The sequence below is a fragment of the Moraxella cuniculi genome (genome assembly GCF_900637105.1).
In the GTDB taxonomy this organism is placed as follows: domain Bacteria; phylum Pseudomonadota; class Gammaproteobacteria; order Pseudomonadales; family Moraxellaceae; genus Moraxella; species Moraxella cuniculi.
In genome coordinates this window covers 527317-553839 of record NZ_LR134343.1, presented here as the reverse complement: position 1 = coordinate 553839, position 26523 = coordinate 527317, and the positions used below count along the sequence as shown (strand labels likewise).

26 protein-coding genes are annotated in these 26523 nt (G+C 41.2%); 8 read left to right on the top strand and 18 right to left on the bottom strand.

Annotation, left to right across the window (positions count from 1 at the left end; all coding sequences use genetic code 11):
* The first annotated feature begins 212 nt into the window (after positions 1-212).
* Entirely contained in the window at positions 213-1172 is a 960-nt protein-coding gene (locus EL162_RS02600; protein ID WP_076554619.1) for a LysR family transcriptional regulator, read from the top strand.
* Positions 1173-1320: 148 nt separating this feature from the next.
* Here the strand turns inward: EL162_RS02600 and efeB are convergent, their stop codons facing one another.
* From efeB to EL162_RS02575, 5 genes are all read right to left on the bottom strand, one after another.
* A complete protein-coding gene (efeB, locus tag EL162_RS02595; RefSeq protein ID WP_259772336.1) occupies positions 1321-2553 on the bottom strand; it encodes an iron uptake transporter deferrochelatase/peroxidase subunit in 1233 nt (410 codons plus the stop codon).
* 53 nt (positions 2554-2606) lie between these two features.
* Positions 2607-3473, bottom strand: a complete 867-nt coding sequence (gene efeO / locus EL162_RS02590; RefSeq protein WP_076554620.1) for an iron uptake system protein EfeO — start codon at positions 3471-3473, stop codon at positions 2607-2609.
* Between the two features lie 218 nt (positions 3474-3691).
* Entirely contained in the window at positions 3692-4660 is a 969-nt protein-coding gene (locus EL162_RS02585; RefSeq protein WP_126329879.1) for an MFS transporter, read from the bottom strand.
* Complete coding sequence (locus EL162_RS10090) at positions 4609-4941, bottom strand: hypothetical protein (RefSeq protein WP_197718992.1); 333 nt, start codon at positions 4939-4941, stop codon at positions 4609-4611. Before EL162_RS10090 ends, EL162_RS02585 begins: the two co-directional genes overlap by 52 nt.
* Positions 4942-5187: 246 nt before the next feature.
* Complete coding sequence (locus EL162_RS02575) at positions 5188-5643, bottom strand: type IV secretion protein Rhs (RefSeq protein WP_197718991.1); 456 nt, start codon at positions 5641-5643, stop codon at positions 5188-5190.
* Between the two features lie 65 nt (positions 5644-5708).
* Between EL162_RS02575 and EL162_RS02570 the strand changes: the two genes are divergently transcribed.
* From EL162_RS02570 to EL162_RS02555, 4 genes are all read left to right on the top strand, one after another.
* Positions 5709-6959, top strand: a complete 1251-nt coding sequence (locus tag EL162_RS02570) for a replication-associated recombination protein A (protein ID WP_126329877.1) — start codon at positions 5709-5711, stop codon at positions 6957-6959.
* 83 nt (positions 6960-7042) lie between these two features.
* On the top strand, positions 7043-8131 hold the full coding sequence (gene ribBA, locus EL162_RS02565; RefSeq protein WP_076554622.1) for a bifunctional 3,4-dihydroxy-2-butanone-4-phosphate synthase/GTP cyclohydrolase II: 1089 nt from the start codon (positions 7043-7045) through the stop codon (positions 8129-8131).
* A gap of 145 nt (positions 8132-8276) precedes the next feature.
* The gene (locus EL162_RS02560; RefSeq protein WP_375537523.1) at positions 8277-8522 is read left to right on the top strand and encodes a GlsB/YeaQ/YmgE family stress response membrane protein; all 246 of its coding nucleotides are present in this window, start codon (positions 8277-8279) and stop codon (positions 8520-8522) included.
* Between the two features lie 178 nt (positions 8523-8700).
* A complete protein-coding gene (locus tag EL162_RS02555; protein ID WP_076554624.1) occupies positions 8701-9192 on the top strand; it encodes an Rrf2 family transcriptional regulator in 492 nt (163 codons plus the stop codon).
* Between the two features lie 119 nt (positions 9193-9311).
* Here the strand turns inward: EL162_RS02555 and EL162_RS02550 are convergent, their stop codons facing one another.
* The 13 genes from EL162_RS02550 to rpmH form a co-directional block, all read right to left on the bottom strand.
* On the bottom strand, positions 9312-9935 hold the full coding sequence (locus tag EL162_RS02550) for an L-threonylcarbamoyladenylate synthase (protein WP_126329875.1): 624 nt from the start codon (positions 9933-9935) through the stop codon (positions 9312-9314).
* Positions 9922-11121 (bottom strand): DNA-processing protein DprA, encoded by a 1200-nt coding sequence (gene dprA, locus EL162_RS02545; RefSeq protein WP_126329873.1) that lies wholly within the window; start codon positions 11119-11121, stop codon positions 9922-9924. Before dprA ends, EL162_RS02550 begins: the two co-directional genes overlap by 14 nt.
* A 9-nt stretch (positions 11122-11130) precedes the next feature.
* The gene (gene thrC / locus EL162_RS02540) at positions 11131-12546 is read right to left on the bottom strand and encodes a threonine synthase (protein WP_126329871.1); all 1416 of its coding nucleotides are present in this window, start codon (positions 12544-12546) and stop codon (positions 11131-11133) included.
* Between the two features lie 75 nt (positions 12547-12621).
* Positions 12622-13962: a 16S rRNA (cytosine(967)-C(5))-methyltransferase RsmB gene (gene rsmB / locus EL162_RS02535; RefSeq protein ID WP_126329869.1), complete on the bottom strand. Its 1341-nt coding sequence runs from the start codon at positions 13960-13962 to the stop codon at positions 12622-12624.
* An 8-nt stretch (positions 13963-13970) separates the two neighbouring features.
* Entirely contained in the window at positions 13971-14987 is a 1017-nt protein-coding gene (gene fmt / locus EL162_RS02530; protein ID WP_126329867.1) for a methionyl-tRNA formyltransferase, read from the bottom strand.
* A 103-nt stretch (positions 14988-15090) separates the two neighbouring features.
* Complete coding sequence (locus EL162_RS02525) at positions 15091-15756, bottom strand: riboflavin synthase (protein ID WP_126329865.1); 666 nt, start codon at positions 15754-15756, stop codon at positions 15091-15093.
* Positions 15757-16045: 289 nt separating this feature from the next.
* Positions 16046-17092 carry a bifunctional diaminohydroxyphosphoribosylaminopyrimidine deaminase/5-amino-6-(5-phosphoribosylamino)uracil reductase RibD gene (gene ribD / locus EL162_RS02520; protein WP_126329863.1) on the bottom strand — a complete coding sequence of 349 codons (1047 nt, stop codon included), beginning with the start codon at positions 17090-17092 and terminating at the stop codon, positions 16046-16048.
* Entirely contained in the window at positions 17089-17559 is a 471-nt protein-coding gene (nrdR, locus tag EL162_RS02515) for a transcriptional regulator NrdR (RefSeq protein WP_076554632.1), read from the bottom strand. Before nrdR ends, ribD begins: the two co-directional genes overlap by 4 nt.
* Before the next feature lie 113 nt (positions 17560-17672).
* On the bottom strand, positions 17673-19076 hold the full coding sequence (gene mnmE, locus EL162_RS02510) for a tRNA uridine-5-carboxymethylaminomethyl(34) synthesis GTPase MnmE (protein WP_126329861.1): 1404 nt from the start codon (positions 19074-19076) through the stop codon (positions 17673-17675).
* Between the two features lie 184 nt (positions 19077-19260).
* Complete coding sequence (yidC, locus tag EL162_RS02505) at positions 19261-20910, bottom strand: membrane protein insertase YidC (RefSeq protein ID WP_126329859.1); 1650 nt, start codon at positions 20908-20910, stop codon at positions 19261-19263.
* 163 nt (positions 20911-21073) lie between these two features.
* Complete coding sequence (gene yidD, locus EL162_RS02500) at positions 21074-21391, bottom strand: membrane protein insertion efficiency factor YidD (RefSeq protein WP_076554635.1); 318 nt, start codon at positions 21389-21391, stop codon at positions 21074-21076.
* Positions 21392-21411: 20 nt separating this feature from the next.
* On the bottom strand, positions 21412-21768 hold the full coding sequence (gene rnpA / locus EL162_RS02495; protein ID WP_126329857.1) for a ribonuclease P protein component: 357 nt from the start codon (positions 21766-21768) through the stop codon (positions 21412-21414).
* A 133-nt stretch (positions 21769-21901) separates the two neighbouring features.
* Positions 21902-22036 carry a 50S ribosomal protein L34 gene (rpmH, locus tag EL162_RS02490; RefSeq protein ID WP_003662232.1) on the bottom strand — a complete coding sequence of 45 codons (135 nt, stop codon included), beginning with the start codon at positions 22034-22036 and terminating at the stop codon, positions 21902-21904.
* Between the two features lie 607 nt (positions 22037-22643).
* Here rpmH and dnaA point away from each other — a divergent pair.
* Genes dnaA through recF form a run of 3 tightly spaced genes read left to right on the top strand, consistent with a single transcriptional unit; the run spans position 22644 to position 26462 of the window.
* Entirely contained in the window at positions 22644-24005 is a 1362-nt protein-coding gene (gene dnaA, locus EL162_RS02485) for a chromosomal replication initiator protein DnaA (protein WP_126329855.1), read from the top strand.
* 46 nt (positions 24006-24051) lie between these two features.
* Entirely contained in the window at positions 24052-25212 is a 1161-nt protein-coding gene (gene dnaN, locus EL162_RS02480; protein WP_126329853.1) for a DNA polymerase III subunit beta, read from the top strand.
* A 5-nt stretch (positions 25213-25217) separates the two neighbouring features.
* On the top strand, positions 25218-26462 hold the full coding sequence (gene recF, locus EL162_RS02475; RefSeq protein WP_126329851.1) for a DNA replication/repair protein RecF: 1245 nt from the start codon (positions 25218-25220) through the stop codon (positions 26460-26462).
* The last annotated feature ends 61 nt before the right edge of the window (positions 26463-26523 follow it).

The following is a 26523-nucleotide window of genomic DNA, read 5'->3' as shown; positions in this document are numbered from 1 at the left end:
AATCAGCAAGGTGCATTTGACAATTAACCCAAGCATCAACCCATTGCCAGTGATTGATTAATCATGCTACATTTCAACAAACCAGCGATGCCAAACCATCAACCAATCGCTGCCATTTGACCAAATTTATCAATGCAATCTTGGCAAATGCCCACAAATAGTGCTATGATTTATAATAATGTAACAAACTAACAATAACCTTTGGGGTAGGCATGGAATTTCGACAACTGAGTTATTTTTTGCATCTGGCAAATACTGGCAGCGTCAGCCAGTCAGCAAAAGCCCTAGGTCTATCCCAACCATCTCTGAGCCGCCAAATTCAGCAGCTTGAGGACAATTTGCAGGCCCAGCTGTTCAAACGACATCACCGCCCCATGACGCTGACAGACGCTGGCGAATTTTTATACCGCCACATCAAAGAACCACTGCATGAACTTGAGCAAGCAATGGCACTGACGCGTCGATTTGGCGAAAGTTGCCAAAACCGCCTTATCATCGGTTCGGTTGGTTCGGTCATACATGGATTGTTGCCAGAAGTTGTTTCGAAATTTCGCCAAATGGTCAGTGATGATCATTCAGAGTTTGATATTAAAGTTGTTGAGATGAGCTTTGAGCAGCAAATCACGGCACTAAAGGCTGGTGAGATTGATGTTGGATTTGCTCGCAGTGTCAGCCATGACAGTTTGATTCATCAAGCATTTTTGCGTCATGAACCACAAGTTTTGGCGGTACCAAAATGGCATTCGCTGGCAAATCATACAAGCCCCATCAAGCTATCACAGCTTGCCACCGATACGCTGATTTTGTATCATCATACCACCGACACGCCAACAATGGCACAAAGCGACCCACTGCTACAACTGTTCGAGCAAGCACAAACGCAGCCAAAAAACAGTGTGCGAGTGCGTGATATTCAGATTGCCTTGGCAATGGTTGCTGCCAGTGAGGGTGTAACCATCGTTCCTGACAGCTTAACTGGTGTTCGTCATGAGCAGATATGCTATCTGCCACTGGCTCATGATTTTAGCTCCGCCATCTACATCAATACATTGGCACACAACCCTGTGCCGCATTTGGCGAGCTTATATCAAGCCATTATCAGCGTTTATGAACATCACCAAATTCACATCACAACCAAACTATCCGACATGAACTGCTGCAATGACAAATGACTATCTTTTGTCAGCCCAAGTCGCAGTCATGCGGTTTTAGAATTTTGTTAAGTACTGCTAAAAAATAACAAGTACCAGCTTAATGGAGCATACCCATCAATATTTGGCACTTGTTATCACTGGGTGGATTTGGTTGCTTGTGCATAAATTATGAGTCAAACAATTTTTGTCCCAAATATTCACCAGATGACACGCCACCAAAAACCGCAAACAAGCCACTGCCAATATGCGTGGTGTATTCGTTCATCTTGTCAATGCGTCCCAAGGCATTCTGAATTGCGATAAATTGCTCGGGCGATTTTTGAAATGAAATAAACAACAAGCCTGCATCAAACTGCCCCGTGCGTGCATCTATGCCACTGCTGTACGAATACGAACGCCGAAGCATCTGCAGCTTGGTGCGATTGGCAAGCGTTGTATGCCCAATATCAGGCATGATTGCCTCGCCATTGTTATCGGTAGCATCGGGGTTAAATTCATCAAATTCCTGTGCCGACCCCAGCGGTGCTCCTGTGTTGCGATGCCGAGCAAAAGTTTGTTCTTGTGCCTTTAAGGCGGTGCGATCCCAAGTCTCAAGGTGCATCTGGATAATCCGCGTAACCAAATAACTGCCACCAGTCAGCCAACTGCCATCATTCACCCAAATTTGCTCATCGGCATTTTGTAGCACCGAGCGATTGGCCGTACCATCTTTAAAGCCAAACAAATTTCTTGGCGTATCACTACCTTTGTCAAAAGAATTAAACCCCGCCTGCGACCAACGCATGGTAATTTTGTCGCGTGCCTGCCGAACAAGCTGACGCACCGCATGAAACGCCACTTGTGGATCTTCGGCACAGGCCTGAATGCAAATATCACCGCCTGATAACTCGGGGCGAATCTGCTCTCGTGCAAAACTTGGCAACTCACGAAATACCAAAGGAGCTTTGTGAGCCAAACCCAATTTTTGCAAAAAGCTGGGACTAATACCAAAGGTAAGCGTCAGCCCATACGCCCCCAGCCCATCTGCCTCGCCTGTGTCGGTCGGTGGCGTTTGCTGGCTTGTGCCATAATCGGCGATATTTTTACCCTGCATCAAGCGAGCTGCCGCCTGCGTCCATGCTTGTAGCATTTGCCGTATCTTATCAACATCTTGACTGTGCAAATCCGCCACCAAAAAATAAACATGCCGCTGAACGGGCGTGATGATACCCGACTGATGCTCCCCAAAAAACTCATACTGCAAATTCGCCATACAGTGCGTGGCATCTGCCTGATTCTTGCCAAAGCCTGTTGCGACTTTATTACAAGCGGTTAATAGCGGCGAGCTTGCCACCAGCCCAACCGCTCCCATGCCCTTTAAAAAATGACGGCGATTTTGCAAAAAATTCATATCCGACATAAAACAACACCAAAAAAAACGACAAACAAGCCAAGCTTATTTGCCGATTTTATTTACTCAAGGATAATGCCCATCTGTGCCAACGGCTCGCCCAGTTTATTGACCGCTTCGGCAAGCGATTTGGTCTGTTCGCTGGTTAATGTGTCGTAAGGTTTATAAACGCCGCCCTCTCGATATTTTGCCAATTCTTTGTACACATCGGCAAATCGCTCTTCGATGGTTGCGACCAATTTCTCATCTTTTGCCTTAAGTTTTGGGGTCAAGATTTCAAAAATCTTTTCTGCACCTTCGATATTTGCCTGAAAATCATACAAATCTGTTTTTGAGAAAATCTCTTCTTCGCCCGTGATTTTGCCTGTAGAAACCTCATTGAGCAAATCCACCGAGCCTTGTACCATCAGCTCGCCTGTGATTGGCATTTGTGAGACCTGCTCACGCAACTGCTTGGCATCAGCCAGTAGCTGTTCGGCGAGCTTTTCTGTGCCTGCTGTGGTGTTTTGTGTCCATAGGATTTTTTCGATGGCATGAAAGCCCGTCCAGACCTCTCCTGCTTCCAAATCCGCTTCACGGTTGTCAATGCGTGGATCGAGATCGCCAAAACTGCCAGCAATCGGCTCACTGCGTTCAAAATACACACGCACCTCTGGATACAGTGCCTTAGCCTCTGCAACATTGCCTGATTTTAGCACGGTGGCAAATTTTTCTACGCCCACCACCAGCTCATCAATCTCTGACTCAAGCCATGTGCGATAAGTATTAATCTCTTCGGACAAATCAACCGCTTGCGATGGCTGATTGTTTTGTGTTTCGGTTTTGGTGGTCTCACTTGCCACTTTGGCAGCTTGTTCGGTTTTTTTCTCTTGACAGCCAGCAAGCATCACCGCACAAGCAATCATCGACAAAACAAAAATTTTTTTCATAATGCACCCTTAAATTATCAATACACATAGCAATTATTATATGAAAAATGAAAATCATTATCAATGTTAATTTTATCAATTTTGCTTAGAATTTGGCACAAAACGCATCAAATTGATTGATAGTCGCTCCAGCTTGATAACGACACCAACTCCGTTGATACGCAAATTTAGCCTTATAAAAGATAATCCATCAGACGAAAGAACGCTCTTTATTTGGCTTAAGGCTGGGCGGTATCCACACCCACATACAGTTTGGGGTATTGTCTTTGATAAAAATTAGGCAATTTATCAGCAGTAAGCCGATACACCTGCTTGATTTGTTGATGAAAATAAATCACCCCAGACAACAGCAGCACAATCACCGCGGTTGCCATATACAACCACAGCAAATAACCACCGCTTAACGCCCAAGTGGTCGCCATCACACCCAAGGGTATCGGAATAATGCACACCGCCAAAAACACAAATTCAAAGCTCTGAGTCAATGCCTTGGGCGTAGCAGTACAGCGGATTGCTGTGCTATTGATATTAAACATCACCACCACCAAACCCAGCACAAACATCGATACCACCAGCACAGCGACATTTTGGCTAAGAGCTGTCATCACAATCCCCAAAGCAAATAATACTGTGCTAACAGCCACCGTATGATGCTTGCCAAGATAGTGATTAAACACCGCCAACAACCACGCACTGCCCATAATCATGCCCAAGCCAAAAAACCCCTCGCTGATACCGACATACAGCACAGGCAATGAAAATTCTTGGCTGATTTTATAAGGAATCACATAAGCCAAAATCGGCGTAACGGAAAAATTTGCCACCGCAGAGACGGTTGCCATAATCCGCTCAATGGGATTAAAAAGTAGCACCTTTAACACATTGACAGCATGGGTGTCGGCGGTGTTTGTAGAGACTTTGGGCAGTTTTATCGTAGAAAAAGCATACAAACTAAGCAATGCAACACTCAAACACAAAAACAAAATCTGCTGCCTGCTAAGATAATAAATCACAAAACCAGACAGCACAGGTGCTAAGATGGTATTAACAGAACCAACAAAACCCCGCACCTTAAATGCGTGATTCTTATCCACCCCAGCATACAGATCTGCCGCCAGTGCATTACCCAGTGGAGTTAATAAAATAGCAAATACAGAAGTGATGATAAAATCGTGGCAAACAGCCAAATCGCTTGGCTATAAAATAAAGCAAGCAGCCCCACAACGGTCAGAAAACAAAACAGCAGCAAAAGGTGCTTGTTATCAAACTGTAATCTGCTAGAGATTTTACCAAAAATCAATAAAGACAACACCTGACACAGCCAAGAGAGGGCGATAAATTCACCCAAATCCTGCACCAAACCAAGCCCATCAATCATCACCCATGCAAATAAAATACCAATGGTTCTGATGCTGGTGGTTAATAATAGCTCGGCGGCTTGATAGCGGTAAAAAAAATCAAGCCTCATTGCCTTTTTCCTCTAAAAATTTTTTATATGCTTCATCATGCTTGTATTTTTGTTACTTTTGATTGATTTTTAAAGTAACCAACTTGCTTAAGCCTAACCGCTTTAACATAACTCATCTCCTTATAAAGTTAAGAAACCGTCGCATAAAAATGCCTAGAGTGTTTCCTTATGACAGTTTTGGGCTACCATATAAAAACACCCTGTCAATACTTTTTGTATATTTTTGATGCAAAATAAAAATATTTTTTAATATTTTAAAAACGGCACACACTGATACCAAGCGGTACAATCTGCACCCAATTCACGGCGAATATAAAAATCCTCAACCATGCGTGCCTGCTGCTCGATGCCATAGCTTAAAAACGGTTTATTTTTGTGCCACTGATAGCGATAACGGCGATTAAATACAGCACGCCAAAACACCCGTATGCCTTGTTGCACCTGCCAAATATGCACCAGCTCATGAACAAGCCACGCACGCCGCTCAAGTGGCTGGCTGGCAAAATCCTCACACCAGTCATCAGGGTGAAAATAAATATTACCATCAGGTGAGACGGCATAACCCCTAATCACCCACCACGCCGTCTTTAGACGAATTTCATCAAGGCACAATGCCTCACCAAAAACACTGCGGGCAATTTGTTGCTCGCCATCGGTTAGCTTTCGCACCTGTTGTTGATGCCAAAATGGGTTTGTTATCATAACTGTGCCAGAATTTACCAAATTTTATGCTAAAATAACACAAACAATCACAAAAACCAATTGCCATGAAACCCCTTGCCGAAAGAATGCGACCCGCCACGCTTGATGATGTCATCGGACAGACACACTTGCTTGGTGAACAAGCACCGATTACCACCATTGTCAAACAAGGTTTTTTGCCCTCAATGATACTGCACGGCTCGGCTGGTATCGGCAAAACCACCCTTGCCATGTTGCTGGCTTATGCAGTCGGTCGCCCTTTTCGCCCCTTATCTGCCATCAATAGTGGTGTCAAGGAATTAAGAGAAGTGCTGGGCAGCGATGATGGGTTATTTCATCAGCCGCCTGTGGTTTTTGTTGATGAAATTCATCGATTTAACAAAGCACAACAAGATGCCCTGTTACACGCTGTCGAGACAGGCGAAATCATCTTTATCGGTGCAACCACCGAAAACCCCTCCTTTAGCGTCAATAATGCTTTGTTATCACGCTGCCAAGTATACAAACTAAACCCCCTAAGCCCTGACGAAATCAGCACACTGATTCATCGTGCCATCAGAAAAGATGCCCATCTTAGCAAAAAAAATATCCAAGTTTGTGATTTGACCGCCTTGATTGATTTATCACAAGGTGATGGCAGACGAGCGTTAAACTTGCTTGAGCTGGTCTGTAGTGGCGATACAGACCCCATCGTTATTGACAATGCCAGTGTTACCGCTGTGGCAGGGCAATCCTTGGTGCGTTATGACAAATCAGGCGATAATCATTATGACCTTATCTCGGCAATGATAAAATCGGTGCGTGGTTCGGATGCTGACGCTGCGATATATTGGCTGGCACGAATGCTTTCGGCAGGCGAAGATCCTGCCTTTATCGCACGCAGGCTTGTAATTTTGGCAAGTGAAGATATTGGGCTTGCCAATCCCAATGCTTTGTTGCTTGCCGATACTGCCTTGCGTTCAGTTCAGTCAATCGGTATGCCAGAGGCACGCATTATTCTGGGTCAAGTGGCAATCTATCTTGCCAACAGCCCAAAATCCAACTCAAGCTACAATGCCATCAATCGTGCCTTAAAACTTGCCGAAACTGACCAATCTGGCGTGCCACTGCACCTTAGAAATGGCGTAACCAAACTGATGCAAAACGAAGGTTATGGCATAGGCTATATTTATCCGCACGATTATCCAAACCATTATCACCCACAGCAATATCTGCCCGATGCCCTGCAAGGCGTTAGGTTTTATGAATTTGCTGACAATCAAAAAGAACAAGCCAGCTTTGCTTTTATCAATTGGCTAAAAAATTCAGCACAGTAGCATGGTGGAACTTTACCAAAGCACCCCTTTACAAAACACAAACCGCCCCCATTATTTACCAAAAATTCATCAGAGACACAATTATGGCACTAAACAGCATTCCTGAAATCATCGAAGACATTAAACTTGGCAAAATGGTCATCTTGATGGATGACGAAGATCGAGAAAACGAAGGCGACCTGATCATGGCAGCCAGCCACATCACCCCAGAGGCGATTAATTTTATGATAACTCACGCACGCGGTTTGGTATGCCTAACCTTAACCGAGGCTCGTTGTCAGCAACTGGATTTGCCACTGATGAGCGATAAAAACGGTGCAAAATTTAGCACCAATTTCACCTTATCCATCGAAGCTGCCGAAGGGGTCAGTACTGGCATTTCGGCCTCCGACAGAGCCACCACCATTCGTGCAGCAGTAGCAGCCAACGCCAAGCCCAGCGACATCGTGCAACCGGGACACATTTTCCCCATCATGGCTCGCAAGGGCGGTGTATTGCACCGTGCTGGACATACCGAGGCAGGTTGTGATTTGGCGAGATTGGCAGGGCTTGAACCCTCAGCGGTGATTGTTGAAATCATTAAGGCAGATGGCGAAATGGCACGCCGTGATGATTTGGAAATTTTTGCCAAAGAACATGGGCTAAAAATCGGCACAATCGCCGACTTGATTCAGTATCGCATGGCAACCGAACAAACCGTCAGCGAAGTTGAGAGTTTCAGCATTCAGACAGAATATGGCGAATTTCAAGCCTATCGCTTTGCCGAGTTTGGCTCCGATGACACGCATTTGGCATTTGTCAAAGGCTCGCCAACAGGTGGTGTTAGCACCGTGCGTGTTCATAGCTTTTCTCCGATGAAAGACTTATTTGGCATTCGCACAACAGGCAGCCGCTGGAGTGTACAAAACGCCTTGCAAGAGATTGCCACAGCTGAGCATGGCGTATTGGTATGGATAGGTCATGGCGATGAAATGGGTCTGTCAGATGCATTTGACGCACTCAAAAATCAACAATCCAGCAACCAAAACCGCCGTGCCCCTTACCAAACCATCGGTGTCGGTGCCCAAATCCTAAAACACTTAGGGGTTAAGGATATGCGTCTATTATCCAGCCCCATTAAGTTTAATGCTTTATCGGGATTTGACCTAAACATCATCGAAACAGTGGAATGAACCAAGACAAGAAAACAACAATTAATAACAGGCTTACTACCTAAGTTACAAAATATTATAAGTAATTTTCTGCTTAAGATTTTATAATAAATCATCCTAACCCCTTGGTTTTAGTAATAATACAAACCCAAAAAAGGAGACGATGATGATTTGGACTTTGATTGTTGGCTTTGTTGTTGGTCTACTGGCTCGCATGATTAAGCCGGGTGCGGACAGCATGGGCTGGATTTTGACCATTATTTTGGGCATTGCGGGTGCTTATGTTGGAACATTTATCGCCAATTTCTTGGGCATGAATGCCGCCTCTGGCATGAGCTATCTGATTTTCTCAGTCATCGGTGCGATGATTTTGTTGTTCGTTTATGAGATTTTAACTGGCAAACGCCGTTAAACAAACCAGCACTTATACCAAAAGACACGCTTGTTCGTGTCTTTTTTATTTGGCAAATTAGTGCATTTTTTGCCAGATTGCTGTTTAATGAATCAAAATCAGCACTTTTAACAAACTTTGATTTACAAAATAAAAATTACAATTTATAATAAAATCAATCATCTAAATCAAAACACGCATGAGACTTACCAATTACAGTGATTTTGCCCTTAGGTCTTTGATATATTTGGCGGTCAAGCCCAAGCCAGATGAATTTGTCAATATTGTCGATATTGCAAACAGCTATCGCATTTCAAAAAGCCACCTAACCAAAATTATTCATCAGCTGGGCAGGCTTGGCTATGTAGAAACTGTGCGTGGCAAAAATGGCGGCATTCGTCTTGCCATGCACCCAACAAAAATCAATATCGGACAGCTGATTCGCCATACCGAAAACGACTTTGCTTTGGTGCAGTGCTTTGAACAATTGCAACAAACCCAGCACAACAGTGCCATCATTCCTACTGTGAATTTCAGCACAAAAAGCACCGAATATTGTGCCATCGCCCCTGCTTGTATGCTAAAACCTGCACTTGCCGAAGCTGCCCAAGCCTTTATCTCGGTGCTGGACAAATACACTTTGGCGGATTTTTTATTAAACAAAGATGATTTGCTTGAGCTGTTTAATTAAGCAAATAATTAACGCCACGCGTACCCAGCCTTACTACCGAGAATAATCCTGATAATCTCTTAAAATTTTTAAGGATTTTTGTCAACATAACCGTATTTGGTTCAATTGCTAACACACAGCTATCTAAGCACCTTGCCAGTTGCCAGCTCAATAATACAGCTTGGCTGCACAAAACCCAGATTATCCGTATCCAAATAAGCAACGCTGTCAGCAAAATATCCATACGCATCAAGCAATGTCTGTGCTGGTGGCTGGCTTGCCAAATTGCAACTGGTCGATACCAAAAAACCATAAGGATTATGCTTGGATACCAAATTTTGACACAAAGATTGTAGCACAGGGTGGGGTGTAATACGCACCGCCAAAGTGGCAAATCCACCCAATAGCTCCTTTGGCAATTGTGTCAAATCAGCCTCAATCAGCCAAGTTACAGCTCGCTGATGTGTTGCCACAAAATGCTCTGTTTGCTGCTGGATTTGCTCAATATACCGCTTAGCTGTTTCATGTGAAACATTAGCAAATAATGGTAACAATCGCTCAGCATTGTCCGTCAAAACAATCAGCCCTTTGTCAAGCTGTCTGTTTTTTAAGGCAATGACTCGTTTTAGTGCAGTGGTATTAAACGCATCACAGCCCAGACCCCAGACGCTTTCGCTTGGATATGCCAACACAGCACCTGACCGCAGATAATCAGCCACCGCTGGCAGATTATGGGCTGATAATATCACATCAGGATTTGACATAATGACCTCCTGATTGAGTAATCAAACCCAAAATCTCAAGCTCCATCAACCCAGCCAATAACGAACCAACTTCTTGATTGGTTGCTGCAACCAAAGTATCTAAATCACACGGCTTATCCAGCACATGATACAGCTTCGTTAAATGCTCAGGAACCGCCACAGAATCAGGTGTGCCATGATTCACATCAGACTTACTGCTGTGATTTTTGGCTAGCTTATCATCGCCATCATACACCGACACCCCTTGGCTAAAAGTCTTTGGCAACATAGGCAAAAAGTCATCATCTTGCCTTCCCACATCCTCCAAAATCTGATCGGGGTGATATATCAAAGTTGCACCCTCGCGAATCAGATGATGACAACCTTCGGCATTGCTATTATAAATATTGCTCGGTATTGCAAAAACCTGTTTGCCTTGCTCTGCACACAATCGTGCCGTGATAAGAGAGCCGCTTTGTAATGCCGCTTCGGTAACAACCACCGCCTTGGACAATCCAGCAACCAAGCGATTGCGTCTGGGAAAAGTATGCTTGCTGGCAGGCGTTGCTGGTAATAATTCACTGACAAGACAACCGCCATCTTGGACAATTTGGGCAAATAACGCATTGTGATTGCGAGGATAACAAACATCAATACCCGTGCCTAGCACACCTACCGTGCGACCTGACAAGGCAGGCAATTGAGCCATCGCTCCCAAATGTGCCTGCTTATCTATCCCCCAAGCCAAGCCACTGGTGATGGTATATCCCGCCTGAACCAAATACTGTGCCAAATCAAAAGTGATTTTTTCGGCTTCGGTACTGGGCTTGCGACTGCCAACAATGGCAATTTGGCGATCGGTGAGCCGCTTAATATTACCACGATAAAACAGCACAGGTGGCGGATCATAAATTTCTTTTAATAACGGCGGATAATCATCATCGCTCAAAAAACACACTTGATAACTGCCAAGCGAAACCTCTTGCTTGATTTTCTCAACAAAAGCAAGCACATCAGCACTATCATGCCAGCGTTTGATATGCAGCTTATGAATGGCGAGATTTTGCCAAACAGAAGTATCAGCCAGCAAAGCATCTTTAGCATTATTACAATAAGTAATAAGTTTATAATAAGAAATTAGCGAAGTATTGACAATGTACCACAGTGCCAATACCGCTTGTTTATCTGTTAATGATGAATACGCCATCTTTAGCCGTCAGTATGCAGTTATGTGCTGCTTGATAATCTGTGCAACCGCTTCGGCATTATTTGGCACAACCGTTACATATTGTGGCTTATCCTCAAGCCCAATAGTGTGCTTAGGTCGTGGCAAATCAATCTTACCAAGTGCCTCAACAATAGTATCCTCAAACTTAGCAGGCAATGCCGTCTCAGCAACCAAAATATGCTCATCTTCTCGTTGAAGTTGCAAGGCAACCTTGACGCCATCTGCAGTGTGTGGGTCAATTAAACGCTGGGTTTTTGTGTAGATTTTCTTAATAGTATCCAAGCGATCTTGGTGCGTGGACTTACCCGAAACAAAACCAAACTTTTGTGATACTTCCGAAAGTTTATCTGACAAATCAAAGCCCTTGCCGAGCTTGACATCATTGAATAGCTGAGCAAGATAAGCACTGTCTTTATCAAGCAGTAAATACACAAAACGCTCAAAGTTTGATGCCTTAGAAATATCCATCGAAGGGCTGGAAGTTACATAAGTTTCGCTTGATTGGCGAGGCGTGTATTTACCTGTGCTAAAAAATTCATGCAAAACATCATTTTCATTGGTGGCAACAATCAAACGGTCAATCGGCAAGCCCATTTGTTTTGCAAACAATCCTGCACAGACATTGCCAAAATTCCCCGAAGGCACACAAAAACTCAACTTTTGCTCATTATTTGTCGTTGCTGCAAAATACCCCTTAAAATAATAAACAATCTGTGCCAAAATACGCCCCCAGTTGATAGAATTTACCGTCCCAAGGCTGTATTTTTTCTTAAATTCTGCATCTTCTTGCAGCGATTTGACGATATCTTGGCAATCGTCAAACATCCCCTCTACAGCAATATTGTGTATATTGGCATCATCAAGGCTGTACATCTGTGCCCGCTGAAATTCACTCATCTTACCATGCGGCGACATCATGAAAACACTGATATTTTTCTTGCCACGCAGGGCATATTCAGCAGCACTGCCTGTATCCCCCGAAGTTGCTCCGATGATGGTTAGTCGCTCATTTTTTTTGTCCAATACATATTCAAACGCATTGCCCAAAAACTGCATTGCCACATCTTTAAAAGCAAGCGTTGGACCATTAGACAACTCAAGCAAACTTAAATTGTCGCACAAAGGGTTAACAGGGGTAATTTCATCACTGCCAAAGGCTTGCTTTGTGTAGGTTTTGTTAATAATCAATCTTAAGTCGTCAGCAGGTATATCCGTTGCAAATAATGACATAATCTCAAAAGCAAGATCGGCATAATCCAGCTTACGCCATTTATTCAGCGTCTCATTATCAATCTGCGGATAATACTCTGGCAGCATCAATCCGCCATCTGGTGCAAGCCCCATCAAAAGCACATCACTAAACTGCATTGGTGCGGTATTACCACGAGTACTGATGTATTTCATGTTGTCTCCAAATTTAAACAAGTTAATCAATTTTAGCACAAATTATAAACAAATGGCGAAGTTTTGCCCCAATTCTCATGTTGCACATTTGGTCAGCATCACATAATAAAAACCATCACCACCAAATCTATCCAGTGGCAAACACTGATAGCCTACTGTTTGCTTGATTTGATTTGGCAAATCCAACACAAAAGGGGTGGCTTGAGCGTCTGTATTTTTTTTAATAAAATCAATAATTTGCAATTCATTTTCTGCTTTTAAGATAGAGCAGGTAACATACAATAATACACCACCTGTTTTTAACTGTCGCCATGTATTTTGTAAAATTTTGGCTTGCAATTCACAGGTTGTCAAGACATCCGCTTCTTGGCGTAATAACGCAATATCTGGGTGTCTGCGAATCACCCCAGTTGCTGTACAAGGTGCATCAAGCAATATCACATCAAACAATGACTTATCTTGCCAAGAAGTGCCATCTGCCGCCATGATTGTTATATTTTGCTGATTAAGGTTTAGGCGGTTTAGATTCTCATGAACGCGATTTAGACGACTTTCATCACAATCAATCGCAACAATATGTTTCATGTGAAACTTCTCAAGCAAATGTGCCGTCTTGCCACCAGGGGCACAACACATATCCAATACTCGCTTGCCTTGTGTGGATAATGACGGTTTCAATAAAAAAGCCGACAACTGTGCGTGCATATCCTGCACCGAAACCCAGCCTTGCTCAAAATAAGGCAGGGTCGCAATTTGTACAGGGCTATCCAAGCGTATCGTCTGATGATGCTCATAGCCAAGAAAGATAATACTATGGCTGATACCGTTACTATTAAGAATTTCTGAATATTTATCTATGCTGACTTTTTGCTCATTGACTCGCAAAAAAATAGCTGCCGAATGTCTCAATGACAGACTTAATTCATTATACACCAAAGGCCAATCTTGCTTTAGCTGCTTTGCCAGCCAGTTAGGTAAGCTGTGATTTTTTTGAGCCTTCTTTTGATATTTTGCCAAAGATTGTTGCACCTTTCGCAAAATTGCATTCACAAAACCCACAGCATAAGATTTATTCAGCTGCTTGAGTGCCTCAACCGTGTTATGTATCGCGGCATAATCTGCCGTATTCATATACAAAAGTTGATATAAGCCAATATTTAATACTGCCAACACGGCATGATCATCAATGCTCTTTTTTGCCAAACTTTCTGCAATACGAGTCAATGCCCACCATTGACGCAATGTTCCCATCAATAACTCATGGGCAAAAGGCTTATCAGAAAAACTCACCGACGCTAGCAATGTGTCAAGTAATAAAGACAACGATTTACCATTTAGAATTTCTTCAATAATGGTAACTACTTTTGTCCGAGTTGATAAGCTATCATTAGAAAGTTTTTTTAAATTATCAGTCATTTATTATCTCAATCAACCATCTCAAAATAATCACCATCATTAATCTTATTTGAATTTGCAATTTGCTCAGTATTTAATGGCTTGGCTCCAGCCCATTGCAAAACTGTTAAATTTATCAAACGCTTCATGCCATCATCAGATGTTCCACATGAAACCAAAATCGCTTTTTTGCCCACGCTCACAATCTTTGCTGCAGGCTCTGTTGTAACTTGATCTTGTTTAATGGATTGAGCAGCAAGCACCTTAATTCTCTCGTCATGCAAATAACTATAAGCGTTCAAAGCTCGAATTTGCCGATGGATATTCTCAGCACTGTCTTGCCAATTAATTTGACCTTCTGTACTATGAATCTTTTCTGCATAGGTTGCTTCATTATCCATCTGCTTTTCTGCTTTTTTTTGATAATTCGGCAAATCCTGTAAGACGGTAATAATCGCATCAGCACCAAGCAGGGCAAGTTTGTCATGCAAAGTCTGGGCAGTGTCCATATCGGTTATCGGACAAATATTCTTATATAACATATCTCCCGTATCAAGCCCTTGATTCATCTGCATAATAGTAATGCCAGTTAGCGTATCACCAGCCAAAATAGCACGCTGAATCGGTGCAGCTCCACGCCATCTTGGCAATAAAGATGCATGAATATTTAAACAGCCAAACTTTGGTATACCCAAAACACCCAATGGCAGTATCAAGCCATACGCTGCCACAACCATCACATCAGGACGATATTTTTCCAAAGTTTCACGTGAAACTTTTCCACTTACACCTTGTTCTGGGTTGTATTTAAGGCTAAAACTAACTGGCTGTTCAACAGGGATATTGTTAGCAATTGCTACTTTTTTGACAGCAGAAGCAGTAATTTTTTGTCCCCTGCCTGACTTACGGTCAGGCTGGGTATACACAGCGACAATCTCAATATTTAATATTGACTGTTGTTCAATCAGCCGTTGCAAACTTGTCGCTGCAAACTCTGGAGTACCCGCAAACACGACTCTTAACCGCTTATCACCTTGTATCATCATACACTCTTTATTTATTAATGGTTTAATTGATTAGTTTTTATGAAAAATAAAAATTAATACGATAAAAACAATAGACTGTTTATTGTTAAAAATAACTTAATAATTATAAATAAAATCCAGCCTTATTCAGCATTTCTTCTGTGATATTACCAGCTGTATTTTTACCTGATTTTTTATGCAAAAGTCGTTCTAAATATCTAGCAAGCAAATCAACCTCAATATTCACCAATGCACCCACCGTCCAATGATATGCGATATTTGTACGCTCAGCAGTATGAGGAATAATATTTAAGCATACTAGATTTTGTTCAGGCTTAATCATATTGGTTGTTAGGCTAATCCCATCCACTGTAATTGAGCCTTTGTCTGCAGTGTAATGCATGAACTCGGCAGGGATTTCTATCTCAATATAGACAGAACGGGCATCTTTGGCAATATGTTTTATTACTCCCACGCCGTCTACATGGCCTGCAACAATATGCCCCCCAAAGCGAGTGGTAGGCAACATTGCTTTTTCAAGATTAACAACATCTCCCACACGCCAATTTTTTAAGGCGGATTTGCTTAATGTTTCCCGTGAAACATCAACACTATACATATCTTTAGCAACCGATACGACCGTCAGGCAGATGCCATTTGATGCTATAGAATCACCCAATTTTACATCAGAAAAATCCAAATCAGGTGCATGAATAATCAATTCAATATCACCGCCAAGCTGATTAATTGCTTTAATTTTGCCAGTGGTTTCTATGATACCTGTAAACATATTTACCTCGATTTTCTTGTGGATAATTATCTTGGTTATAGCAGCCATTATGGGTTTTTATTTTTACAATAAAATTATCCACAGTTTATTTTTCTGACAACAATCAGAGAAATTTTTTATAAAAAATATATAAAAATCAAATAATTGTATAAATAACAAAATAAAATTTTATCTTATTTTTGATAATTATACACAGCCAAAATAATAGAAAATTTCACCCGATTTGATAAATTATCACTTATATCAACTGTGTATAAGTTTTTACAATATTTTAAAACTTCCAATAAAATTATCTACGGTAGACCAAACGCAAATCACGCCCTATGTGGTTGATTGATTGCAACCAAAATTGTTGGCGTTCGGATAAATTATCAACATTAAAATCAAACATCGCTCGTGCTGAACTGCCCAAAATACAAGGAGATTGATAAACAATTAATTCATCAACCAAATTTTGCTGAATGAATGTCGCTGACAGTCTCGCCCCTGCCTCCACCAGTACATCATAGCATTGATATTTTTGCACCAAAGTCTTCAGTAGCGTCAATATATCCTGCCGCCACAATAAGGTGTTATCATCACGCAATACCTGAAAATCATCACCTATGCTTAGTTTTTGACTGCGATCTATCACAACAATCTTTGGGGTGGGTATCTGTGCAACATCCACACCAAGCAGCTGGCTGCGTACAGACAAAGCAGGGTTGTCAGCAATTACAGTACCAGAACCTGTAATAATCGCAGCACTTCTAGCACGCAGCTTTTGTACATCTTCTCGAGCCTGCTCTCCTGTAATCCACTTGGATTCACCAGATGCCATTGCTGTTCGACCATCAAGACTGGCTGCAACCTTCAGACGCACATAAGGCATTTGCCACTGCATTGCCTTAAAAAACCCTCGATTAAGCTCGGCAGCTTCATCAGAGCATACACCCACATCAACAGTTATACCAGCAGCCTGAAGCTTAGCTATGCCAGAACCAGCAACTTGCGGATTGGGATCAACATTGGCAATTGCCACACGCCCAATTTTTGCCTCAATCAAAGCATCAGCACAAGGAGGTGTACGACCTGTGTGGCTACAAGGCTCAAGTGTTACATACGCCGTTGCTCCTACAACATCACAACCTTTATTATAAGCATCTTGCAAGGCAAAAACCTCCGCATGGGGCTGACCTGCCTTCGGATGAAATCCCTGACCGACAACCATGCCATCTTTGACAATCACACACCCTACAGCAGGGTTCGGTCGTGTGGTATAAATACCTTGCCATGCCTGCTTGATTGCCAGCGTCATATAATATGCATCATCTGCCTGCATGATTGCTGTATTCATGATTCTTCAACATCTTTTGGTAAATTTATTTTGTCAAGCTCTGCACGAAACTGCCCAATATCTTGAAAATCTCTATAGACACTCGCAAAGCGTACATAAGCAACATCATCCAAATCTTGAAGTTGCTTCATGACAATCTCGCCCAATACTTTGCTGGCAACCTCTCTTTCTCCCAGCGTACGCAGCGAATGCTCAATACGACTAATGCTTGCCTCCAGCTCATCGCTGCTGACAGGTCTTTTTTGCAATGGCAACGAAATTGAACGACGCAATTTATTTTGATCATAGGGTTCAATACGACCACTTGACTTGATAATGCGAGGCATCACAATCTCACAAATCTCAAAAGTTGTAAACCTCTCACCACACGCCACGCATTGACGACGACGGCGTACTTGGGCACCAGCTGCCGCTAACCTAGAGTCGGTTACTTTTGTATCATCTGTATTGCAAAAAGGGCAATGCATAACCATCCTTTTAATTTTATTTGTTTAGAAAAACAATATAATAATAAAAAATTAGCATAATTTTATCATTTTAATTTTTTAGAAAAATAAAATAAAACCGCTCATTTTTTTTATCATTTGCCAATACAAAAACTTGAGAAAATTTTTCCCAACAATTCATCGGCACTCATCTGACCTGTAATTTCACCCAAAGATTGCTGTGCTTGTCTTAAGCTATCAGCCACCAATTCACCTGCATGATAATAAACCAATTGCTCATGTGCTTGCAATATATGCTGTTTGGCACGCTTTAGTGCATCAAGATGACGAGTGCGTGCAATCAGGCTGTTTTCTGGCGGATGAAAACCGACTTTTTCTTTCAATAAATCAATTAATTGCGTAATACCTTCGGAAGTTTCACATGAAACATATACAGTTTTTGGTAAATTTTCTGTTTCACATGAAACATAACTGCTGGGTTTTGTTGTCAATAAATCACATTTATTAGCAACAAGAACAAGTTTTTTTGCAAAAATTTCCTCTATGTTTACCTCTGGCAAACCCTCACTAAACAATGATTTTGCCAGTGCAAGTGGGTCATTTTCTACACTGACATCATAGACCATTAGCAAAATATCTGCTTTATTTATGGCATCAAAAGCACGCTCAATACCGATTTTTTCGACCTGATCTGTGGTATCACGCAAGCCAGCCGTATCTGTCAAATGCACAGTCAAGCCGTCCAGAACCAGTGTTTCTTCAAGTGTATCGCGAGTAGTGCCTGCAATATCGGTAACAATGGCTCTTTGTGTACCAGACAGGCGATTAAGCAGGCTGGATTTGCCAGCATTAGGCCTACCTGCCAACACCACATGAACCCCATCTCGTAATAACTGCCCCTGCTTGGCGGTCGCCAAAATATCATCAACGCCTGATAATATTAGATTTATCTTCTTCTCAATAACGCCATCGGACAAAAAATCAACATCTTCCTCATCAGGAAAGTCTATTGCCGCCTCAACATATAATCTTAGCTGTGTTAATTTTTCAGATAAATCATTGATTTTATTTGAAAATTCTCCAGAAAGTGAGCGGATAGCACTGCTGGCTTGAGCCACCGAAGTTGCCGAAATGGCATCGCTGATCGCTTCAGCTTGCACCAAATCAATCTTATCATTTTCAAAAGCACGGTAAGAAAATTCACCCGCTGTAGCCTGACGAGCACCCAGCTCAAACAGCCTTGCCAGCAGCATATTTTGTAATATCATGCCGCCATGCCCTTGCAGCTCCACAACATCTTCACCTGTGAATGAATGAGGAGCCTTAAAATAAATAATCACCCCTTCATCAATCACACCATCAGAACCAAAAAAACTACCAAAATATACCACTCTAGGGCTAAGGCTTTGTCTTTTTGTGATGGCACAGCCTATTTGATAGGCATCTTTGCCAGACAAACGGATAATCCCCACCCCTCCTTGTCCGATGGGCGTGGCGATGGCGGCGATGGTTGGCTGTTGAATAATGCTCATAAATATCGATTTGTTATTATTTAACCTTTTATTGTATCACTTTTATAGGAGCAATTAAAATATTCCATCAAATAAATTGGTGCCGAATTAGTTTTAATACACCATCTAATTTTTTGGTGATTTTGCAATTAATTTGATTTTGATAATTTTATGGCAATAAAAAACCCCATGAAATCATGGGGTTTGTGTCTTATACACGCTGCTGCATTTGTTTTTCGATTCGCTTATTAACAATATGCTGATGAGTCATGCTAAACAAGTTATTAACCGTCCAGTACAACACCAAACCTGCTGGGAACCACAGCATAAATACCGCAAAAATCACAGGTAAAATTTTCATCATTTTCGCCTGCATCGGGTCGGTTGGCTGTGGGTTTAATAACTGTTGCACAAACATGGTTACGCCCATAAAAATCGGCAAAATAAACCATGGATCCATTGCAGACAAATCCTTAATCCACAAAATCCAAGGTGCATGACGCAATTCAACAGACTCAACCAACACCCAGTACAGTGCAAGGAAAATCGGCATTTGTAAGAAAATCGGCAAGCAGCCCGCCATTGGATTTACTTTTTCATCACGATAAATCTGCATCATTTCTTGGCTCATTGCCATGCGATCATCGCCATGCTTATCTTTTAGAGCTTGTAATTTTGGTGCAATGGCACGCATTTTTGCCATAGAAACATAGCTTTTATTTGACAGCCAAAATAAAGCAATTTTGACAATCAAAGTCAGTACAATAATCGACCAACCCCAGTTGCCAAGCACTTTGTGGATGTTATCCAAAATAGCAAATAACACCTTTGAGATTGGCCATAGCAATCCATAATCAACCGTTTGATTCAACCCTTCGGCCACTGGTGCCAACTGCGACTGCACTTTAGGCCCTGCGTACAAGGTGCTATTTAGAGTGATTTGCTTATTGGCGGCAACATTGATAATTGGGCTATTATAACCAATAAAATAATCATTGCCTGTTGTGCGTGCAAAAAATTTCGCATCAAAACTATTAGACGGCGTCCATGCAGACACAAAATAATGCTGAACGATTGCCACCCAACCATCTTTACTGCCAACATTTAAACCATCGCCAAAATCGCCAAATTTTAGCTTATTATAAGGATCTGCTGGTACACCCCAAGCACCACCCAAGTATGTTGCCAAGCCAAGCATGCCCTTGTCGTCCAAACCTGGATCTGAACTGCCATCACGCTTTAATTGTGCGTACATTTGCCCTTGCCAAGGCTTGGTTGAATTATTGTTAATATTGTAGCTTAAATTAATAGGATATTGACCTGCATTAAATGTATAAGTTTTGGTAATTGTTACCCCATCTTTTTGCAGAACCAATGGTACTTGCAACGAGCCTGCTGCAGGATTTAGCTCGTAACTGCTGCGAGAACTGCTATAAAACGCACGACCTTCGGCAGTATCCACACCATCTTTGCCAGTCAGACCAGACTGTGCCACATAAGTACGCGTGGCGTTTTGTTCAAGCAGTACAAAAGGCTCACTACTGTCCTTGGTTGCATTGTATTGCTTGAGTGCAGCATAAACAATATCCCCGCCAACAGGGTTGATTTTTATGTCATACAAATCTGTGCTAACGCTGATAAGATTGCCTTGCTGATTGGTTGAATCTGCCACAGTGCCAGCAGTCAGCGTTGGTACATCGCCAGCAGCTTGACTGCTTGGTATATCCGTATTGCTGCTTTGTGTTGCCACAGGCTGAGTTGTTGCAGGCTTGCCTGCATAATCATCACGCCAAGCCAAAATCAGCAAATACGCCGTAATCAGCATCGCCACAATGATTAAAATCCTAAGAATTTTTTGCATAAAATGAATCCACGAGCTATAAAATAAAAGCCAATTTATCTCAAAACTTTCTATTGTACTAAAAATAATTTAAAAATCCTAGAAAAACCAGCTCTTAGCAGGGTAAATATAAGAAAACCCACCCATTTAACATGATATTTTATTAAAATTATTTAATCAAAATTTATTTATTCATTAAAAAATTTAATCTAGCAACATAACTGGTGTTATCACAGGCGACCTTACACACAGTTAATGATGAAATCTGATAATGGTAACGATACAGCGGCAGAGGAACAAAATCAACACCCGAACCACCCCAAGGGTGGCAGCTTGCAACACGGCGTATCACCAACCACAAGCCTTTGGTTGTATCATGCCATAGCATCGCTTGCTTGCCATACAACGAACAGCTGGGATAATAACGACATCTGGCAGGGATTATGATACTGATATATCGCCGATAACTATTGATAATCCACAAAATTAGATTTTTTATCATATCTTATCAATTATAAAATTTCACACCTTTTCAATTCTGTACATCTTTTTAATTTTTCTAAATAATTCGGTGATTTCTTGGGCGATATCAAACTCTCTTTGATAGCCAGATTTAACAATCACCACCATATCAATTGGCAAAATATCATCTCTAACATGGCGAAAATTCTCACGCACCAGCCGTTTCAGACAATTGCGATCAACGGCATTTTTGAGCTTTTTTTTGGTGATGGCAAGCCCAAGTCGTGCTTGTGGGCATATTGATTCACCAACAAAAATCAACAAATGTGTGCTGTGAATTTTTTTTATTGGCTTATCAAACACCGCCTTAAATTCGGCAGGTTTTAATAATCGATGCTGTTTTTGAAAATTGGTCATTTTTTTCTGATGATTGTTATTTATCGTGATATACTTGTCAGGCTTGATTTTATGTTGCCACAAACCACTTTGGTTATTTTAGCAAATTTTAGGCACAAAAAAGCACCGCAAATTCGGTGCTTTTGATTTTCGCTTATACGGTCAAGCGATGACGACCTTTTGCACGACGGCGAGCCAAGACTTGACGGCCTTTTTTGGTTGCCATGCGAGCACGAAAACCATGAGTGCGTTTGCGTTTTAAAACGCTTGGTTGAAATGTACGCTTCATAATTCACCTTAAGATGTTGATGCTTGAAAAGCAAGCGGTGTTGTTCGTAGTACGACAAACAACAATGATAATTAACTAGTTAATGTTTTCGCTCTAAAAGATAGAAAACCTTTTAATTATAACAAAATAAAATTATTAGGTCAATATTTAAAAAATTAACAGCTGATTTTAAGATTACTGCCTTAAAATTTTATCTTTATTTTCGGCTAGAAAATTTATATTGTTTTTGTTAGTTGCCAACTTTTCAAAAAAGTTATCCACAGATTTGTAATCGAGCTATTATTAAAATATATAGATAAATATAATAATAATAAAGCTAAAAATTTTTGGGGAAAACTTAATTTTTTTGATAAAAATCATATATTTATATTGTGGAAATTAATGTTAATAATTTGTTTTATTTTTGGGGAAAATTGGCAATTTTAAGTTATCCACAGAGTTATTCATAAAGTTATCCACAAAAATAATGCTTGCTATTTGGGTAAAATATGGTACTATTTACTCACGCTTGTGATGAGTTTAAACAGGCGATGGTTATATTGATTAAAATACAGCCAAGCAGATAAGCAATAGGCTGATTGATAAAGATAAAATTGTAGGGCAGGTTATGAATCAGGTTGAAAATGAGGCATTATGGCGGCAGTGTCAGACCGAACTGCGATTTGTCTTGGAAGAAAAAGAATATTATCAGTGGATTGAGCAGTTAAAAGCAGAGATTGATGGCAGTGAGTTGGTATTGCTTGCTATCAATCCAATGTGGGCAAAACACTTAAGAAATAATTATTTAGAAAAAATTACCGAGGTTGTTCAAAAAATCAGTCAAGGAATAATACAGTCAGTTCGTGTCGATGTTATGGTAAATACCACGCCGACCAAATCTGACAATCAGGCGGCAAGCAACAAAACCGCAAAGAAAAAAAATTCCGTTGAAGGGCTGCCAATTGATCCTGCTTTTACCTTTGATACCTTTGTTAAAGGAAAGTCAAATTCTATGGCGTATAATGCCTGTAATGAGTTGTCCAAAAGAGACAGTAATCACAATTATGGTCCAATTTTTATTTATGGTTCATCAGGGCTTGGTAAGACGCACTTGATGCAGGCGGTTGCCCATCGCTATCATAGATACGAGAAGTCTTTTTGTTATTTTACAAAAGATCATTTTTATAGTCAGATAGTCAAGGCGTTTAATGCAAAAAAAATCGATCAATTGATAAAAAATATATGTCAGCATGATTTACTGATTATTGATGATGTGCATATGTTTGGTGTCAAAACAGGGCCAAAAGTCTACGATGTTTTGATGAATTTGGTTGATGATTTTTCTACCCATGGCAAGCAAAAACAGCTGATTCTTGCCTCGGATAAACCGCCTTCACAGCTTGATAGCTTTGGCGATCGTGGTATTTCCAGATTATCTGCCTTTTTGCAATTGGCGATTGAACCGCCAGATATGGATATGCGGGTGCAAATTTTGGAAAAAAAGGCAGCTGTGCTGGATCTTGATTTGCCAAAAGATTGTGCGTTTTATATGGCTCAAAACCTACCACCTGATGTGCGAGGGCTTGAGGGTGCATTAAAAAATGTGCAATTGGCAGCGGCAAGTTTAATGGGCAATGAACCCATTAGCATTGAGCTTGTAAAGCGTGCGATCAAAGGTCAAATACAGGTGCGTATCCAAGCACTAAATGCTGAAAATATCCGAGATTTGGTGGCAAAATATTATGATGTATCGCCAAAGGATTTGATTGGTAAAAAGCGATCTCGCCAAATTGCCCGCCCAAGACAGATGGCAATGGCATTGATTCGCGAACTTACCAGAGACAGCTTTCCTGAGATTGGACAAGTATTTGGTGGACGAGATCATACCACTGTCATGCATGCCTGTGAAAAGATTCATGAACTAAGAGAGATTGATGCTAGTATTGAAAAAGACTATCATTCGCTAAAAATGATGCTTGAATATGTCTAAGGGCAGGTTTGTTTACTAATTTTGATTAACATGGTGTATAAGTTTTATGAAATTATCTATCAATCGAGAGTTATTAATTAAAGCCATTAACATGGTGGTAAAAGCAGCTGACAAACGCCATCGCTATGTGATTTTGGGTAATATCAAACTGGTGCTAGAAGAGAATTTTTTAACCTTAACAGCATCGGATTTGGAGCTTGAATTAACCACACGCTTTGCCATTGCTGAAGGCGTGTGCATTCAGCCAGGGGCGACAACTCTGCCTGCCGAAATGTTTTTTAGTATTTGTAAATCATTATCTGAAGAAACGGTGGTAATTGACGCACCAGAAAATACCACGCGTTGTGTGATTACCAGTGGCAAGGGTCGCTATGTGCTTAGTTCTTTGCCAGCGGCTGATTTTCCAAGCATTGGTACGGCAACGGCGAGCAATGTTGTAACCATCAGTCAGGATGATTTAACCAGCTTGATTCATCATACTCGTTTTGCCATGGCAACCCAAGATGTTCGTCATTACCTAACGGGTATGTTGTTTGATATTGATGGTGATAAATTGACGGCGGTGGCAACAGATGGGCATCGTTTGGCGGTGGCACATCGCTTATTGACCAATCAGTATGAAGCCAGTCAGGTGATTATTCCGGGTAAGGCTGTGTTGGAGCTTGAGCGGTTATTATTAGAGCTTGCCAAAACCCAAGATGAGGACGGTGTTGTTGAGCTTGGCTTTGACGGTGAATTTTTGCAAGTTGGGCTGACTTTGATTGATGATGAAACCGCCATAGAGCTTGAAGTTAGCTTATCTGCACGCTTGATTGAGGGTAAATTCCCAGATTATCGCCGTGTTTTACCAACCAATAATGACAAAAAAGCAATCATTAACAAAGATCAGGCTGTTGATGTTTTGCGTCGTATTTCGGTATTAAACAGTAAAGAAAATCCCGGTGTGGTGTTAAATTTTGCTGATGCTGATTCTTGTAAAGTGGGGGTGAATAACAAAGCACATGGCGAGGCAGAGGAGGTATTGGCTGTTAGCTATGAGGGTAATCCGATTGAGCTGACATTTAATGAAGGCTATCTGCGAGCTGTGCTTAATGTGCTTGAGGGGGATATTTGTCTACAAATGAACCAACCAAGCTCACCTGCACTGATTTATCAAATTGGTGATGATTTGCATCAGTATGTTGTCATGCCAATGCGTAGTACCTGATTGTTGTGATAAATAAATTACAAATTCATCAATTACGAAACCTTAGCCAAGTTGTACTGGATTTGGCTAAGTGTAATTTGTTGATTGGAGAAAATGGCAGTGGCAAAACATCGCTATTGGAAGCGGTGTTTTTGCTGTCTCGTGGCAGAAGTTTTCGCCATCATGAATCCAAGCGTTATATCAGTCATCATCAATCATCTTGCACAATCTGGGCAACCACCAGTGAGCAACAACAAAGTGTATCTCTGGCAATTCAAAAAAAGATAGATACGACTGGTAAATCGGATACATTATTAAGATTTAATGAACAACCTGTCGCAAGCCAAAGTGTATTAAGCCTGCATTTGCCAGTCTTATTAATTGACCCTGTTGGTATGAATTTACTTGATGAAGGCAGTGCCTCGAGACGACAATTATTGGATTGGTTGGCGTTTCATATGAAATCTGAATTTTATCAGCACTGGCTTCATTATCAGCGATTATTAAAACAAAGAAATTCTTTACTAAAAAATCCTGCGATAAATCAAAACATTAGCCAGCTTGCTGCTTGGGATAAGCAGCTGTCAATCTATGCAAAAACATTGCACGAATGCAGAGAGGAGGTGTTTTATCAATGGATTGAATGCTTTGATGGAATGATAGCAAGACTGTTGCCAGCATATCATAATAAACTTTATTTGCAATATTTGGCAGGGTTTGATACTGAGCATAATTTATTAGATATACTAAATAAAAGAATAAAACAAGATATAGAGCTGGGCTATACTCGCATAGGGGCTCATCGTGCTGATGTTGCGGTTATGCTAAAAATACAGCATCAAAATGGTCAAAAGATTCGTGAGCAGGCAACCCATGTTCTTTCACGAGGTGAAAAAAAACTGCTCATTACTGCTTTAAGATTGTCGCAATTGCAGTTAATTTGTCATGCTGTTGCACAAGGCAGAGTGATGTTGGATAATCCACCGATTGTATTGATTGATGATATTGATGCCGAGCTGGATGCTGCGGCTGTGTCGATATTGTTAGATACGGTACTGTCTTTGCCCTGTCAGGTTATTATCAGTAGCTTAAATAACGCCATTCATGATGAAATATTATTAAAAATCAATCAATTAAATAACACTGGTGATAATAATACCAATAAACAATACAACCAATCAAATGGGCAAAATGTGTCTGAAAATCAACAAAAATCTTATCATATGTTTCATGTGAAACAGGGTGAATTTGCTCTTATGTACGCAGATTAACCAGTCAATCTTTATTAGTATTTTAATTTTAATAATAATTATTCGTCTGATAGGTTTGGAT